Raw genomic sequence first — 16,768 nt, forward strand, 5'->3', positions numbered from 1 at the left:
TTTGTATACTTTTTAGGGTTGATTTTACTTCTATTGCGCAACAATTACGGCAATCTGACAATTAAACAATTCAAATTTGAATCTTACAGGCAAAATTCCTTACCTTTGCCTTCTTAGTTAGCTATAGTGTTGTAATTCAAGCCTATAGCCTTATTTATTCACCAATTTAATATTAACTAATATGGAGCAAGTCCTAACGGGTACCAAGAAGGGCAGCATCAAGCAACTGCTGGCTTCTACCGAATATGACCGCGAGGTTACGGTACGGGGTTGGGTGCGTCACCGACGAGGCAGCAAAGAGGTGTTTTTTGTACACCTTAACGATGGTTCTACCATTCAAAACATACAGATTGTAGTCAATGCCAGTAATTTGGATGGCAATGTTTTGAATCAAATCACCGTGGGTGCTTGTCTTCAGGTTAATGGTAATTTGGTGGCTTCTCAGGGTGCTGGACAAAGCTGTGAAGTACAAGCAAGCGATGTAGTGATTTTGGGCGCAGCCGATCCCGAAAAATACCCCGTTCAGCCTAAGAAACACTCGATGGAGTTTTTGCGTGAAAACGCACACCTACGCATGCGCACCAATACCTTTAGTGCCGTATTTCGTTTACGCCATGCGGCGGCTTACGCCATCCATCAATATTTCAACGATCGCGGCTTCTTTTATTTGCACACGCCTATTATTACAGGTTCGGATGCTGAAGGTGCCGGGGAAATGTTTCAGGTAACAACCTTACCTCTAGACAATCCTCCTAAAAACGAAGAAGGTAAGGTTGATTTTAAAAAAGATTTCTTTGGGCAACCTACCAATCTTTCAGTATCGGGACAATTGCAAGGCGAACTTGCCGCTATGGGGCTTGGATTGATCTATACTTTTGGTCCTACCTTCCGTGCCGAAAACTCTAACACTACCCGTCACCTGGCGGAGTTTTGGATGATTGAGCCGGAAATGGCTTTTTATGAGCAGGAAGACAACCACAACCTGGCTGAAGATTTCTTGAAATACTTGGTTAAGTATGTGCTGAAAAACTGCCAGGATGACCTTAAATTTTTGGATGAGCGCTTTACCAAAGAAAACAATGGGAAGCCTACCAACGAGCGCAGCGAAATGGGCTTGCTGGAAAAGCTTGAATTTGTGGCTGCCAACGACTTTGCCCGGGTGAGCTATACCGAGGCAATCAATATTTTGCTGAACTCTAAACCACATAAAAAGAAGAAGTTTAAGTTTCCGGTAGAATGGGGCATTGACATGCAATCGGAGCATGAGCGCTATTTGGTAGAGAAGCACTTCAAAAAACCTGTGATTGTGTATGATTACCCTCGCAACATCAAGGCTTTTTATATGAAGCAAAACGAGGGTGAAGAAGAAGGCAGAGAAACCGTGCGTGCCATGGACATATTGGTACCAGGCATTGGCGAGATCATTGGTGGTTCGCAACGCGAAGATGACCTTGATCGCTTGATGACCCGCATGACTGAAGTGGGGATTCCTCACGAAGAAATGGAGTGGTACCTGGACATTCGTCGTTTTGGTTCGGCGCCCCACAGTGGTTTTGGCTTAGGTTTCGAGCGTTTCATCTTGTTTATTACAGGGATGGCAAACATCCGCGATGTGATTCCATTCCCACGTACTCCAGGTAATGCTAAGTTTTAAGGCGATGCCTATGTAGCCTCAAGCTTTTAGCGACAAGTCCGCGGCTGATCTGCGCAACTAAGCAAGCGTATAAGGCGTTGATTTTTAAGTGATTTAAATCAATGAACGTTAGTTGATATATATTAATCAAACCCCAGGTTTTTCGCTCTGGGGTTTTTATTTATACCAAGGCAGTAAAAACATCCTTTCCCCGTTCCAACATCATTTTTTACAAGGAATAGGCTTGGGGTAATCTTGCCCCAAAATCATCTCATAGGCCTGCTGTTCGGTGGCCTTTAGTTGATGTGGCTCATGTACTTTGTTTTCGGGTAGGTTTGCCAATTCGGGCAACCAATGTTTTACATAAGCACCCTTGGCATCATAGCGGCTGGCTTGCGAGGGTATATCAAAGTAACGGTCTTTGCGAGGGTCGTTGCCCACCCCAGCTACATAGTTCCAGTTGCACCAGTTACTGCTCACATCATAGTCTATCAATTGCGACTCAAAGTACATGGCTCCGTGTACCCAATTGATTTTAAGGTCTTTGGCAAGGTAACTTGCCACGTTTTGCCTGCCCCGGTTCGACATAAAGCCAGTAGCGTTTAGCTCCCGCATGTTGGCATCTATAAAAGGAATGCCCGTTTCGCCGTTTTTCCAGCGCTTAAAAGTACGTTTTCGATTAGATGCCATGTCTACATCAGTTTTGGCTTTGATCCCCCCTTTTACAAAAATACGGTGTCCGTATTTGCGTGCCACCAAACGAAAATACTCGCGCCACAGCAGCTCAAACACCAAATGATAGGTAGACTTGTTTTTGACCACTTGATGCTCATATTTTTTTATCTCGTGGTACACCATTCGGGCAGAAATGGCTCCGTTGGCCAACCAGGGAGAGAACTTGGTAGAATAATCGGCTCCCAGCAAACCATTGCGGGTCTCTTTGTAATCCTGAAGCAAACTTCGTTGCCAGATGTACTCCTCTATGCGTTGCAAACCTGCCGTTTCGCCCCCTTTAAAGTGTAGGGCTGCTCTGGTGTCGGGTGTGGTATGGGTCAAGCCCAAATCAGTGATTTGGGGTAAACTCCCTGCCTCCACTCCGGGGGGCAACAAAGGCAAGGCATCGGGGATTGTCACTGCCTCGCGCACTTTCAGTCCTTGCTCTATTTCTTTGCGAAAGTCGGTAAACACATTAGACAAGCTATTCAAAGGAAAGGGTAAATCTGCCGGATGAATGAGGTTACCTGTCCAAAGCAACTCCAAAAATACCTGGTTTTTCCATAGTCTTTTTTCGAGTTGTTTTACAATAGCATCTTCTTCGGTGCCTATCTCCTGGCTGGCATATACCACTTTAGCCTGGGTAGTTTTAGCCAAGTCAGCAATTACCTCTTCTGGTTTGCCTATCCTTATCACCAAGCCGCTGCCCTTTGCCTCCAGGTTTGCCCGCAAGTTGGCCAGGGTTTCTATCAGAAACCGGGCACGATGAGCACCAGTTTTGGCAAAGCCCAAAGAAGTAGTCTCGTACTGACGGGGGTCAAAACAGTAGACAGGCAACAGGTAGTCGGCATCATTCGCAGCTTTTGCCAATACGTCATTGTCATGTACCCGCAAATCGTTTCTAAACCAAACAATTTTTACCCGGGTGCGGAGATTATTTATTTTTTGCTTATTTTCCATACATTTATTAGTAGGTGTTCTGTAAGCAACCAAGTGTACAGGAGCAATGTTTTGTAATAATTGAAAGTTTAGAAATTTAAGAATATTTTATTGAAGCAAAAGCTACTCAGTAAATAAACAATTAAAAAACATAGTGATTTCAATTAATTTTGCTATCAATGACAAGTTTTTAATAAAAAATTCATGATTAATGAAAAATGTACTAATTTTACAATATTAATTTCAGGCAAATATAATTAGATAGCTATTTGGGCTATATTTAGCATCTTTATTTACTTATTACAACAGGCAAAATAAACACATGATACAAATTAAAAAGTCACCTACTCAAACCACGGGTGCAACAACCAAAGACATTCAAAGGAAGATATAGACTGTTAAGAAAGGCGTTGATTGGTCATAGGTAAAAATATGCCCAAATGCCTTGTTTTAGTATTGCCTTGGTAAGTTACTTAATTGTTACTGTGCCAATACGATATATTATACAAAACAGTAAACAATCTGACTTTGACCTTACCGATAGTCTACAAGATAGCAAATCCCTGCAAATAGTAATACCAACACATACAGCTGCCAAGGGTTTATGCTACCTGCATATTTAAAAACACTCAGTTATCAGCCAATGATAAAGTACATCTGGCTATAGAATACTTGTTTTTAATTAAAATCTCGATGGCGAACAAGCATCTACTAATTTTATAAATATCCTTCACCTAAAGCCCTGCACACTGTTCGTCGTTTTCCCAACTCTATTGCCCTATTGAATGGCAATTACACTAAAAACTGATTCAACTTAAAGGACATGAACCCTTCACAAAAAAAAGCGTATGACTTGCTCAAAAACAACCCTGAGGAGTTGTTAAACAGCACGCAATATCAACAAGCAATAAAAAAGGTAGTAGCAAAATTTTGTAGTAAAGGTCATTTCAACAATTATTCACCCACAGACGTGGAAGCTGTAGTAAAAACAACCTTGGTAAATACAAAACTTGCTCAAATGCAACAAGATTACCAACCTCAGTTTACTATTCAGATCAAATACTTTGAGCGGGTAGTGTTTTCGGTGTGCAAAGAATTGTGCACAGTAGAATTGCTTACTGTATAAAAGGTTTGTATTCCATTTAACTAATGTCCATAGTGTAGATTATATTTGTTTAACAATCAACAAGTATTGCCTACTATGGACAAATTACTTCAAGGCATTGATTTTTTTTGTGTAGAATCCGCTTGCTGGATTGCTGCCAAAAAATTGAATGTCCCAGCATACGACTTCAGTTTTACTCCATTGTTTGAGGTAAGCCGCCCTCGTATTGCTGGCACTGTACCTACTGTAGCCAGGTTAGGAGCCATTGCCAACTATACACACACTTATGAAGTACTACAACAGTACGGGTTTGCTTTGGTAAACTCTCCTACCCAACATCAACTTGCCAGTGCACTGGAACATTGGTACCCTATCATTGCCGAGTTTACCCCTCAAAGTATTGTATTTGAACAAGTACCTACTCCTGACGAAATTATGAGACACTTTGAGTTACCGGTATTTATCAAGGGCAACCGCCAAACCGCCCAGCACAACCCTACCCTTGCCATTGCCCACACACTCGACGATCTTACCCGCATTTTGGCAGCTTACCAACAAAATAACATTTTGCACTGGCAAAAACTGGTGTGCCGTGAGTATGTTCCTTTGCAAAAGCTAGAGCAACAAGCCCCGAATAAGGTGCCGCTTTCATTTGAGTTTCGAACATTTTGGTGGCAAGGCGAGTTGGTGGGTGCTGGGCACTACTGGTCACAGTTTGCCCAATACACCTGGACAAATGCTCAACAAGATGCTGCGCTTGACATTGCCCACACTGCTGCCCAACGCTTACAAGTCCCTTTTTTGGTCATAGACCTTGCGCTCACTGCCAGCAATCGCTGGGTGATTATTGAATGTAACGATGCTCAGGAAGCGGGGTATGCGGGGGTGAATGGTTGGGAGATGTGGAAGAGGGTTATAAAAAAAGAAAATTTGGGAAATTTGACTTAAAATAGGGAATAGTTTGGAGGGGAATTAATACTTTTTTTCTTACCTTAAGCGCAATTTTGCTACACTATAATAATAGTGTAGTTTACTTAAACAATTATTATGTATGAATAAAAAGGAAGAAAAGCCTAAATTTAAAAAGACTCTGCAAAGAGTTCTTCTTTTTATAGGCTCCACTGTAGCAGTGGTTTTGATTGAAAAACTTGTTTCAAAGTTAGTTGAAGCAATGTGATTTTTTTGTTTTACTTGAATGCTTATGATTTAAGCATTTTTTAGAAAGAGGATAGAGAATGTACGAGATTCTCTTCCTCTTTTTTTATTATATATGAATAATAGTCTTGATTCGATCTAAGCTTGGTTATTTAGAAATAACCTTTACACAAAACTACTATAAATATATGCTTCTTTTATCCCCACTTTTGAGGATTTTCCTTGTAGTAAAACTCAACACTTTTGAGAAAAAAATAACATAAACAGCTAATAACAAATCACTTAGCAAGTGAATAAATAAATTTTATTTTATTTTCAAAAACTTAGGATTTTTTTTCAAAAACTTAGGATAAAGATTAACTAAAACTAGCTGCTCCTCGCTCTATAGCATGTCTGATAAGTTCTTTCGAATTGTTTAACCCCAATTTACTAATCAAATTTCGGCGATAAGTGTCTACATTGTGGGCGGCAATAGAGGTGAGTTGTTCAATCTCTTTAGAGCTTAATCCTTGCCCTATCAAGGAAAGTATTTTTTCTTCTTGTGTGTTCAGGCTTACTTCTTCTACCGTTAACAGGGGGCTTTCCAAGAGTTTATTTACCACTGTATATATAATTAAATCTTTAGTTGTATTAAGCTGCAACTTTTCTATCAAATGGGTTCGGTGAGTTTCTACAGTACTATCAGCAATTGACAGTTTTTTGGCTATTTCTTTAGTACTTAGCCCCTCTCCAATGAGCAACAACACCTTTTTCTCTTTACGGGTTAATAAATCAAGCCGGGAGGTATTTAAAAATGGACGATTAAGTCTTACTGACTTGCCACTATCAGAACGTGAAGCACTAAAACCATCTTTTATTGCATATAACACTAATTCTTTGCTATTCTTTACTCCCAGCTTGTCTATCAAATTCCTACGATGAGTTTCTACTGTAGTGTTTGCTATAAACAACTGCTTACTTATTTCTTTAGTGGTCATTCCTTCGCCTATCAAGGCGAGTACTTCCTTTTCTCTTTTAGTCAACTTTACCTTAGGGTTTGGTTTGGCTTTTTTACTTTCCTGAATACTTTTAATAAGGGTATCGGTTACTGCCTTGCTAAAATACTCTTCGCCAGAGTGAATAGCGCGAATGGCGTTGACCAATTCGTTGCTTCCTTTGTTTTTGAGAATATAACCAGAAGCCCCTGCCGCAATAGTCTCTTTGATATAAGACTCGTTGTTGTGCATGGTCAAAATTAACACCTTGATATTAGGGTATTCAGCCCTTATTTTTCGGGTAGTTTCCAGCCCATCTTGCACAGGCATGTCTATGTCTAACACTGCAATGTCTACATCTAGTTGATTCAGTTCCAATAGTTTAAAAGCGTGGTGCCCATTATAAGCAAGCCCGATTACTTCTATGTCCTCAGTTGATTTAATCAATGCTTCTAAACCATCGAGTACCATGTGGTGGTCATCGGCTATTATTACTTTAATTTTTTTTTGACTTTGCATAAAATTGAGCTACTTAATTTCTGCTATATCATTGGTTGCAAATGACACAGGTATATCTACCATCACTGTAGTACCCTTACCAAGGCTTGAGTCTATACTGTATGTTCCTGAAAGCGACTTCACTCTCGATTCAAGCCCCACCAGCCCAATGCCGCGTTTTGCCTGGGCTTCTGCCACATCAAAGCCTTGCCCATTGTCCTCTACACTGATGTGTAAATTCGCTTCTTCATGTTTCCAATACAATTGTATGTCTACCTCAGTAGCACCCGCATGTTTCAATACATTTCCTAAAAGCTCTTGCACAATACGATAGACTTGTACTTCATACTTAGCGGGTAAGCGTTGCCTTCCAAAACCTACAGTAACCAAGTAAACGGTTAAACTTTGAATAGCTTCTATATTCTCCTTCAAGTCGGTAAGTGCAGATACCAACCCAAATTTTTGTAAGGCTTTTGCAGAAATATCGTGTGATACCTTGCGTACAGAGTCACAGGTTTCATCAAGCAAATTCATTGCCTTGTCGTACCTTTGCTCATGTTCGGGTTGTCCCCAATCTATCGACTGACTCAAGGCAATAAACTGCATTTTCACTACCGACAACATCCCCCCTAGCCTATCATGAACATCTTGAGCAAACCGTTCGCGTTCTTTTTCTTGTCCTTCCAGCATTTTGCTCAAGGCAAGAAGTTCCTGGTCGTTGAGCAGTTTATCTATTTTTTGTTGTTTGCGGCGCACTTTGCGACGTTCTTGGTAGTTTTTTACAATGCCAAACACAATAACGAGCAACAAGAGCAAACCTACCCCAAAAAAGTAGTTTGCCAAGGTTTGCCTAGACGAATATTCTTTGAGGCGGGCTAGTTCAGCATCTTTTAATGCTCGTGTATGCTTCTCTTTTTCGTAGTTGTCTTTGTAATCCAGCGCCTTTCGAAAACTGGCTTCCAACGAATCACGGGCATTTTTGAAGACATCAAAATATTGAAATGCTTTATCATACTGTTCCAATTTGGCGTAGGTGTTACTAAGATTTTCCAGCACATTTTGCCTGCCAAACTTATCATTTATCTCGTGAGATAATTGCAACGCCTTGTTAAAATACTCTACCGCCGAAACATATTTTTTTTGCTTGGTCAATAACAAACCTTGGGTATTGTATGCTTGAGCCAATGTCTGGAAATCATTTTTTTCAAGCGAAAGTTTGATACTTTTTTGTAGGAAATGCTGGGCACTATCTAATTTGGCTAATTGCAGATAAGTTAAACCCATATTGCTATATACCCCTTGAATGTTTTGAGCAGTTCCCAACACTTTTCGCAAATCTAAGGATTGAAGATAGTACTTGAGAGCTGTTTCATAGTCACTTACTTTGTAATGCAAAACCCCTAATTGAGTATAGACTTTAATCAACATCCTTTTATTTTGTTCTCGCTCAAAGGTATTTAAAGCTTTCAATGTATACTCTCTGGCTTTTTTGAAATGATTAGTTTTTTGGTATAATGTTCCAACACCCAGATAACACTGACCTAATAAATTTGATGCTAAGTGTTCTCCTCTCTTGTAAACATCTGGTGTCTTTTGTAAAACATCAATTGCTTCAAGGTAGTATTCAATCGCTTTTTCAAGCTTACCTAAACTTGTATAACAAACTGCTAAGTTCCTCTTTTTGATTGCTAGTTTGGCTTTGCTATATTTTTTACTTTTTCTCAAATATTCAATGCTTTTCTCAAAGTATCGAATCGCCTCCTGATATTTACGTTGTCTTATAAATACAATGCCCATGTTGTTATAAGCCCTAGAAATGCCATAGTTGTGCTGGATCTTTTCTTCTATTGTGAGTGCCTTACGGTAGCTTTCTAATGCTTGGACATACTCCCCCTGATGGTTATAAGTGGTAGCCAAACGATTATAAGCAGTGGCAAGCCCTAGTTCATCACCTATTTGTTGGGCAAGTACTTTTGCTTGCTTGGCATAGTGCAAAGAATGGTTATAATCAAAGTTGCGGTATAGCCACGCAAGTTCGTTCAAGTCATCTACTTTTGCCGTATCGGGCAAAGCAGGCTGTTGTACACGCACCTTTAGGCTATCTATAATTTTGAGTTGCGTATTGGTTTGGGCGAATGGTTGGACAGGAACAAATACTTGAATACAAAGCAAAAGTACCCAGCATTTCCACAGTTTTTCCATTATTACATAAGTTATCGTGGTATTTTTCAATAGTTATATATTATCTGCAAATGAAGTACTTGCTATAATGTAGCTTCTAATCATAATACACCAAAAGCCGTATCGTCATTACTGACTAGTTTATTACTTAACAATCTTCATTCTACTTAAGTTACAACGTCACTTTGTCATAATATAATGCTCAACAACTATTGGGCATCAAAACTTCCTAATCACCCACAGCTTTTGCAATTGCACTTTCACAAATATGAAATTAAATTATCATATTAGCAATAAAGATAGTAAAAACTAACATATTATCAAAACAGCAATTCTATTATATACAGTTTTCGTATAAGTTTTGAGCATGGGGGGAAGTTCTTCAGTTCTGTGACCAAAACCGAAGCAACTAAAACTATATCTTGCTATGTACCTTATTTCCAAAACTTTAGCTTTAAGAAAATGACACCGCACAGGCAAGGATTGTTTCAGCAGGGCGAAATAAAGCAGTTGGAGGGTTCAAGCTTCAAATCGCCCTGCTTCGCAAATAACTTAGGAAGTAGGGCGGGCTTTGTGTAACAGGGCTTTCTTATAAAAAATGAGAAACCTCGCTGCAGCCTGCAAAGCACAAGGTTTCGATCGGGCGTGGAGACACTGCCCGAGGCGGAAATATGGTTTTTCGGGGATATATTCTCCTAAAAATTCTTCTAAAAAAATCTGCTTTGTGTAAGGAGGTTTTCACACATTTATTACCTAAAAATAACACGGTAGTACTAGGAATGTATCACACCACTACTCCTCTACTTTCGTCTATGCATTCGTTGATGGTACTTTTGTAAGCCCTTGTGTTGTTGTTGCTGGTGTTTGAAGTGAGGGTTGGCTAGTTTATGCATTTGCATTTTTTGTTTGCGTTGTTTTTTCGCTTTTTTGGAGGGGGTATTTTTCGCCCTTGTTTTGATTAACTTGTTTTGCTTTTTTTGGGTAGCTAAGCGATGATTTTTGGCTACCAACGCCAACAAATATTGCTCAAGCTCATCAAGGTGTTCAACATCAGCTGGAATAAACATAGCCCGACTTAAGCCGTCTCCTTCAATGTTTGAGATATAAACGACTAAGTTGCCATCGATCATTTCCACTTTTTGAATTTCTTCGCTTTTCAGTACATAGCCTCCAAATATGCTACTTTTACCAAGCTTTTCAGGGCTTACTTCGTAGGCAGTGGTTACCTCATTGTACTTTATACCATAATTGGTGCCTACTAAGGCACTACAACCTAATATGTACCACACATAATTGATTGTGTTGGCCATATTGCCCCCCATTATTGCCAAACCAATCACGTAGCCCACCAACCCCCAAAAAAACAAGGTAGAATTATCGGTCGCAAATTTATCGATGAAGCCTTTCAAAGCATTGTCTCGCAGTTGTTTGGGCAATTGTAAAGAGTAGTTAAAGTCGCCCTTAAAACTAAGTTTGACAGGTGGGTTTGCTGGGGCAGGGCTTTTTAGAGGAGGCTGTGCTACTTTAACAGGCGATATTTTAAACTGTCCCAATGATCCCCTTGCTTCATTGATGAGGGTTTCGTACTCTTTCCAGAAAACTTCGCGTTGTTGGTAATCTTTCCAGTTTGCTTGTTGTTCCTGATAGCCCACATCTAACCATTGTTGCCAACAGGCATTGGCTATTTGTTCTCTTCTTTTATTGGTTTTTGTATCCATGTTGATCACGTGCTTACTAAAGATAGGGGTACTTAGCGCTTGAGTACCTTGGTTTTTGAGTTTAGTTTGGTTAATTTTTAAATCAAACGTAAGCTTTTATTGAAAAGTTAAGCACACTACAAATAACACTACTTTAACAAGGTTTTTGTCATAAACTCTCTATGTTTGCTGCAAAATTAATCATTCTTAAATCAACATATCGTTTTTTCACAATGAAAAGAATTACCCTACTTATTACCCTTTTTTGCCTGGGCGGATTGTTTCAGGCCAAAGCACAGTTAAATATAGGCTTGCCTGCACCTAGCCCACAAGCCACCCTACAACAAAAAGTGGGTTTAACCGACATTACTGTTGCTTACTCGCGCCCTGGTATCAAGGGACGCAAAATTTTTGGCGGTATTATTTCTTACGGTCGCATTTGGCGTACGGGTGCCAACATGGCTACTACCATAACTTTTGGCGATAAAGTAAAAATCGCGGGCAAAGAAGTGCCTAAAGGCAAATACTCTCTTTATACCATTCCGGGCAAAAAAGAATGGACCATTATTTTAAACAAAGGCATTGCCTGGGGAACTGTATACCAGGAAAAAAATGATTTGATGAGGTTTAAAGTAGCTCCTACTCAAACCAAACATACCTTTGAGTCGTTTACGATTGATTTCTCAAATTTTGCCCCCAATGCGGCCCATTTGAACTTGATGTGGGAAAACACGGTGGTTTCTTTCAAAATAACCAGTGATGTAGATGCTAAAGTAATGGCAAAAATTAACCGTTATATGCAAAACCCTGAGCGTGCCCTTACTAGCGTGTACTTTGAGTCTGCCACGTATTATTACAACACCAACCGCGACTTAAACAAAGCACTTGGTTGGGCAGACAAAGCAGTAACACTCGCACCCTCGGCTTATTGGATAGCGCACCTAAAGGCCAAAATTCAAGGAAAACTCAAAGACTATAAAGGAGCCATTGCTACTGCCAAAACTAGCATAGCAAAGGCAAAAAAGGCGGGCAACCCTGATTATGTACGCCTTAACGAGGAGGTAATTAGTCAATGGGAAAAGCAATTGAATAAGTAGGTTTGTTCAATAAGTTTTGATAGACGGCAAAGCATTACCACTCCTTAGTATTGGTGCTGAACGCTAAAAGCAGGGAGTGGCATTGTTTTACAATTCGTGGAGGTGTTGGTGCTCAAAAACGATGGATGAAAGACAGTAAATCTACTATTTTTTTGATGCTTCTTCCAGCATTATTTGGCAAGACAAAACATAAAAATACAAGCATAAATAATGAATTATCACAACAAACAATTTCGTTCGGTAAACAATACCGATAATGGCGAAGTAAGTAGCGAAACGCTTTTTCGTTACCAACAAAGTGGGGACATTATAACGGCTAGTTATGAAGGAGGGCAAATAAAACAAGGAAACCTGATAGGCAAGGTAAACGCACAAGGACAAATAGAAATGCGTTACCAACACCTCAATCAACAAATGGAGTTTATGACGGGGCGTTGTGTGTCTACGCCGGAGGTATTGCCTAATGGCAAAATCCGTTTGCACGAAAAGTGGCAGTGGACAAGTGGGGATTGTTCGGAGGGAGAGTCGATAATTGAGGAGGTTTAGTGAGTTGAATAGTTGTAAATACTGACATGCTAACAGTTGCTTATAAAGCATGTTAACTTGAGGGTGTAGGCGCATAACACAAGCGACAAGCTTGAAAACAAACTTATCGCTTGCAGTTTACCTGAGCCTTATTACCTAATAAGGTATGCCCCATTTGCGAAACACAAAGCCTAAAATCCAGGCAGGACCTACCATTAAAAATTGTACGTCTTTGAGAAACGACGGTTTTTTACCCTCGTGATTGTGTCCTATAAACTGGAATATCCAGGCTACTACAAAAATGGCCACTGATACCAACCACAAGGGCAAACCTGCGGCTACTATTTGGTAGTTGCCCCACAACACCAACACCGAGTAAAAGAACATGCCTATAGCCAAAGGTATTGACAAACGCAGGTAAAACAATAGGCTCAATACAATAAGTACAGACCCCAAGTGAGCATAGGGTGCCAATGATGCTGGTAACATGCGCGCCAAAAAGCCTAAGGGTATGCAGGCAAGTAAACCTACTACGCTAAACACAATGGCGGGCACACAGACATAGTGAATTAATTTGTTAAACTTGGTTTGGTGGCTTTCGCCGTACTCGTCTAGTAACTGATCTACCTTTCTCATAATAACTTGTTTTTTTGTGTAATAAAATTTTCCGGGTTTTATGATTTATTAAGCTTTACAAACTTTCGTATTTGCTTATATTCTTCTTTGCCTTTTTTGGTCATCAATGGAATCGTCAGGTTCCATAACAACTCTATAGGCTGGCACTGATTGACGGTATAACCAGGCATTTGAGCAATTTGTGCCTGTGATGCCCAAAAAGTAGTCACCATCCAGACTACATGTATCAACTGATCATAGTTTACCATTTCGTCTGCGGGCTTAAGCCGCTCTGTTTCAATATAATAATCAATCAATTGGCGGGCTTGAACAAAACGCTTTTGGGTGGTTTCGTGATATTGCGTGGCAATTTCTGGGTAAGCCCGTACAATGTTTACCACATCTTGAAAGAAAAAAGCATACTGTTGCTGGTGTTGGGTAAATTTTTGGATAATTTCTTCGAAATGATGTAAAGTAAGGTAAGTATCAGGCAAAATATAGTTTACAGCCTCGGTGCGCATTCGGGTGTAAATATTTGCTAATAATACTTCTTTGGTTTTAAAATGATAACTCAGGTTTCCAGCACTCATCTTTAGCTCATCGGCAATTTGCTTCATAGATACATGAGCAAAACCTTTTTGGTTGAATAAACGAATGGCTGTTTTTACAATTACATCTTTCAAAATAATACATTTAATTATTTATATATTACAATATTAGTTAATTAGTACTAATATGTCAAAAAAATTAGAAAGTATTTACTAAAGTAAAGTACAAATGCTCCACTAAAGTTTAATAAACCTCTTAGGAATGGCACCAAAATAAATACGCATTCTTAACCTCATCTTTTGAGGCTATACTTTGTTAAAAAATAGCCGAATAGCGATGCTATTAGCCGACCATCCCTCAAGCTCGCTCAATATCCACTGGATATTGCCGTGCCGCGTATAGCAACAAAATATTTTAGCGTTACTATAATTTATTTTTACACCATTCCTTAGCTTTGTCGCAAATATCAAGGCACAATTAAATGTTTAAAATTGGTTGAAAAGACTGGTTAAACGCACTAAATCTCGATTGAACGCACCTGAGTAAAAAATTCAACGAAACCCATACTACACACAGGTTCAAACAAGTTCTGTTTAACCTTATGCAGCACATTTTAGTTTGTACTGCATAAGAGCTAAGGGGTATGCTGTATGTATACTATTATAGTTTTTTGATGCTTACAATGTCAATCGTAGTAAGCTTGGTGGCTTGCATACCACACGAAAACTCTTCATCACTGGTCTGGTAGGTAAACGAAATATCTAACCCATTTTGTTGAAATGCCTTATCCAGGTTTACTGGCTTGAGTTTTTTGCCGTTGGAGCTAATGACATATCCGCAACCATCGGCAGCGACCGACCCGGTGTACAATACCTTGCCCACAATGGCTTCTTGATGCTGGTTGTTGTTCTCAGCAGTTGACAAAGATGACGTCTGTTTGGTGCAAGCATAAGACACAACTAATAACAGTAAAAAGAAAATAAATGAAGCGGTTTTTTTTTGCATAATTTTTTTGGTTAAAAGTGACAAAAGATTGACATCAAGCGCTCAAGCTTATCCTGCTTTGATACTCAGGGCAAACCCATCGCAAGAAGTCGTTTTTTTATTTATATTCTATACAACAATCAAACTTAGATTGTGTTATACAACATTTTATTTATAAACAAAAAAGGCGCTGATTAGCGCCTTTTTTGTTATCATTGATTTTAACGTTTTATTTCTTTATATCCTTCTAATATTGATGATATTAATCGTTGTGAGTATAGTAGGCAATAACCCACACGAAAAAGATTCGCTTCCCAGGTTATAAGTCACCACCACATTAGTACCATGTTGTTGAAAGTTAGTACTCAGATTTAGAGGTTTCAGTACTTGTCCATCATCAGTACGGATAATATACCCACAGCCATCAGCCGCTACCATACCAGTATACTCTATTGTACCTACTACAGTCTTGTTCGACACAGGAGTTTCAGGATCAGGCATAGGTTGTTTTGTACAGGCTACTAACACAGTAAGCCACAAAGCAAAGAAAGTAATTGAAGATAGTTGAATTTTCACGTTTTAAAACTTGTTTATATGTTGTGAATTATGACATTTAAACGATTACGGCTGTAATCGTTTATTTGCTACAAATTTTGCCAAAAAAGTTAAAAGAAAAAAACTAAACTATCTCGCAGTTTACCACAAAACAGTTTAGTCATACAACTACTTGATATTATAGTACTACAGCGTACCTCTACGAGCTTGCTCTGCCTCTATAGATTCAAACAAAGCCTGAAAGTTACCCTTGCCAAACGAGTGTGCTCCTTTGCGTTGAATGATCTCATAAAATAATGTAGGACGGTCTTCTACAGGTTTGGTAAAAATCTGCAACAAGTACCCTTCTTCGTCACGGTCTACCAATATTCCCAGGTCTTTCAACACCTTCAGATCTTCTTCTATTTCGCCACAGCGTTCCCCTACTGTATCGTAGTAATCGCTGGGTACATACAAAAATTCTACCCCACGACGCTTCAGCTCCGACACGGTATGCACAATGTCGTCAGTAGCCACCGCAATGTGTTGACAACCGGCTCCCCCGTAAAACTGGATGTACTCTTCTATCTGAGATTTTTTCTTGCCCAGGGCTGGCTCATTGATAGGAAATTTGATTCTACCATTGCCATTTTGCATCACTTTGCTCATCAAGGCAGTATAGTCGGTCGAAATATCCTTATCGTCGAATGTAATCAGGTTTGAGAAACCCATCACGTTTTCATAAAACTTTGCCCAGTGGTTCATCTGTCCCCAGTCTACATTGCCCACGCAATGGTCTACATACTTAAGTCCTATTTCGCTGGGTTGGTAATCGCTTTCCCACTTTTCGAAACCTGGCAAAAATACTCCATTGTAGTTTTTACGCTCGATGAACATGTGCACGGTGTCGCCATAGGTATGAATCCCTGCCTTTTTTATTTCTCCATGTTCGTCTGTTTCTACGGTGGGCTCCAGAAACGACCTTGCTCCGCGTTTTACTGTTTCGTTATACGATTTTTCGGCATCTTCTACCCAAAATGCAATCACCTTTACCCCATCGCCGTGACGCTCCAGGTGGTGGGTTATTTCGTTGCCAGGCTGCATGGGTGCGGTCAATACCAACGTAATTTTACCCTGACGCACTACATAAGAGGTACGATCGGCAAGCCCTGTCTCCAGCCCGGCATACGCCAGCGACTGAAAACCAAAAGCTGATTTATAAAAATAGGCTGCCTGCTTGGCATTGCCCACATAAAACTCAAGATAATCGGTACCGTTGATGGGTAAGAACTCTTGTTGGTTAGTGGTTTTTGATGTTTCTATTACTGTATCCATATTTATTTGTGTTTTTCTTTTTTTGTTCTCTGTAGAGCTGTTGGCCTTTCTGTTCTTCGTGGGGTTTAGCCGTTAGCTTTTAGCCTTTCTGTTCTCTGTAGAGCTGTTGGCCTTTCTGTTCTTCGTGAGGTTTAGCCGTTAGCTTTTAGCCTTTTTTGTTCTCTGTAGAGCTGTTGGCCTTTCTGTTCTTCGTGAGGTTTAGCCGTTAGCTTTTAGCCTTTTTTGTTCTCTGT

The 16,768-nt window shown here is 39.8% G+C and carries 15 protein-coding genes; 6 read left to right on the forward strand and 9 right to left on the reverse strand.

All coding sequences use genetic code 11. From position 1 onward, the window contains the following. Nucleotides 1-181 precede the first annotated feature (181 nt). Nucleotides 182-1,654 carry an asparagine--tRNA ligase gene (asnS, locus tag Q0954_RS17520; protein WP_299458796.1) on the forward strand — a complete coding sequence of 491 codons (1,473 nt, stop codon included), beginning with the start codon at nucleotides 182-184 and terminating at the stop codon, nucleotides 1,652-1,654. Nucleotides 1,655-1,855: 201 nt separating this feature from the next. Here asnS and Q0954_RS17525 read toward each other — a convergent pair whose 3' ends face one another. Further along, nucleotides 1,856-3,307, reverse strand: a complete 1,452-nt coding sequence (locus Q0954_RS17525) for a DASH family cryptochrome (RefSeq protein WP_299458797.1) — start codon at nucleotides 3,305-3,307, stop codon at nucleotides 1,856-1,858. A gap of 802 nt (nucleotides 3,308-4,109) precedes the next feature. Here Q0954_RS17525 and Q0954_RS17530 point away from each other — a divergent pair. The 3 genes from Q0954_RS17530 to Q0954_RS17540 all read left to right on the forward strand — a co-directional run bounded on the left by Q0954_RS17530 (nucleotide 4,110) and on the right by Q0954_RS17540 (nucleotide 5,568). After that, a complete protein-coding gene (locus tag Q0954_RS17530; RefSeq protein ID WP_299458798.1) occupies nucleotides 4,110-4,412 on the forward strand; it encodes a hypothetical protein in 303 nt (100 codons plus the stop codon). 75 nt (nucleotides 4,413-4,487) lie between these two features. Further along, the gene (locus tag Q0954_RS17535) at nucleotides 4,488-5,339 is read left to right on the forward strand and encodes an ATP-grasp domain-containing protein (protein WP_299458799.1); all 852 of its coding nucleotides are present in this window, start codon (nucleotides 4,488-4,490) and stop codon (nucleotides 5,337-5,339) included. Nucleotides 5,340-5,442: 103 nt separating this feature from the next. After that, nucleotides 5,443-5,568 carry a hypothetical protein gene (locus Q0954_RS17540; RefSeq protein ID WP_299458800.1) on the forward strand — a complete coding sequence of 42 codons (126 nt, stop codon included), beginning with the start codon at nucleotides 5,443-5,445 and terminating at the stop codon, nucleotides 5,566-5,568. Nucleotides 5,569-5,902: 334 nt separating this feature from the next. On the opposite strand, the gene Q0954_RS17545 is transcribed toward Q0954_RS17540, so the two are convergent. The 3 genes from Q0954_RS17545 to Q0954_RS17555 all read right to left on the reverse strand — a co-directional run bounded on the left by Q0954_RS17545 (nucleotide 5,903) and on the right by Q0954_RS17555 (nucleotide 10,917). After that, nucleotides 5,903-7,039, reverse strand: coding sequence for a LuxR family transcriptional regulator (locus Q0954_RS17545; RefSeq protein WP_299458801.1), 1,137 nt, complete (start codon nucleotides 7,037-7,039; stop codon nucleotides 5,903-5,905). Nucleotides 7,040-7,048: 9 nt separating this feature from the next. Further along, a complete protein-coding gene (locus Q0954_RS17550; RefSeq protein WP_299458802.1) occupies nucleotides 7,049-9,220 on the reverse strand; it encodes a tetratricopeptide repeat protein in 2,172 nt (723 codons plus the stop codon). A 779-nt stretch (nucleotides 9,221-9,999) separates the two neighbouring features. Then, complete coding sequence (locus Q0954_RS17555; protein ID WP_299458803.1) at nucleotides 10,000-10,917, reverse strand: hypothetical protein; 918 nt, start codon at nucleotides 10,915-10,917, stop codon at nucleotides 10,000-10,002. Nucleotides 10,918-11,129: 212 nt separating this feature from the next. On the opposite strand from Q0954_RS17555, the gene Q0954_RS17560 reads away from it, so the two are divergent. Both Q0954_RS17560 and Q0954_RS17565 read left to right on the forward strand, forming a co-directional pair. Further along, nucleotides 11,130-11,993: a DUF2911 domain-containing protein gene (locus tag Q0954_RS17560; RefSeq protein WP_299458804.1), complete on the forward strand. Its 864-nt coding sequence runs from the start codon at nucleotides 11,130-11,132 to the stop codon at nucleotides 11,991-11,993. A 210-nt stretch (nucleotides 11,994-12,203) separates the two neighbouring features. Further along, nucleotides 12,204-12,539 (forward strand): n-acetylglutamate synthase, encoded by a 336-nt coding sequence (locus Q0954_RS17565; RefSeq protein WP_299458805.1) that lies wholly within the window; start codon nucleotides 12,204-12,206, stop codon nucleotides 12,537-12,539. 135 nt (nucleotides 12,540-12,674) lie between these two features. On the opposite strand, the gene Q0954_RS17570 is transcribed toward Q0954_RS17565, so the two are convergent. From Q0954_RS17570 to hppD, 5 genes are all read right to left on the reverse strand, one after another. Next, the gene (locus tag Q0954_RS17570) at nucleotides 12,675-13,154 is read right to left on the reverse strand and encodes a DUF962 domain-containing protein (RefSeq protein ID WP_299458806.1); all 480 of its coding nucleotides are present in this window, start codon (nucleotides 13,152-13,154) and stop codon (nucleotides 12,675-12,677) included. Nucleotides 13,155-13,192: 38 nt separating this feature from the next. Further along, entirely contained in the window at nucleotides 13,193-13,816 is a 624-nt protein-coding gene (locus tag Q0954_RS17575) for a TetR/AcrR family transcriptional regulator (protein ID WP_299458807.1), read from the reverse strand. 526 nt (nucleotides 13,817-14,342) lie between these two features. After that, a complete protein-coding gene (locus Q0954_RS17580) occupies nucleotides 14,343-14,687 on the reverse strand; it encodes a hypothetical protein (protein ID WP_299458808.1) in 345 nt (114 codons plus the stop codon). Between the two features lie 216 nt (nucleotides 14,688-14,903). Further along, entirely contained in the window at nucleotides 14,904-15,242 is a 339-nt protein-coding gene (locus Q0954_RS17585; protein WP_299458809.1) for a hypothetical protein, read from the reverse strand. 165 nt (nucleotides 15,243-15,407) lie between these two features. Continuing rightward, entirely contained in the window at nucleotides 15,408-16,535 is a 1,128-nt protein-coding gene (hppD, locus tag Q0954_RS17590; protein ID WP_299458810.1) for a 4-hydroxyphenylpyruvate dioxygenase, read from the reverse strand. Between the last annotated feature and the right edge of the window lie 233 nt (nucleotides 16,536-16,768).

This window comes from uncultured Microscilla sp., assembly GCF_947493425.1.
In the GTDB taxonomy this organism is placed as follows: domain Bacteria; phylum Bacteroidota; class Bacteroidia; order Cytophagales; family Microscillaceae; genus Microscilla.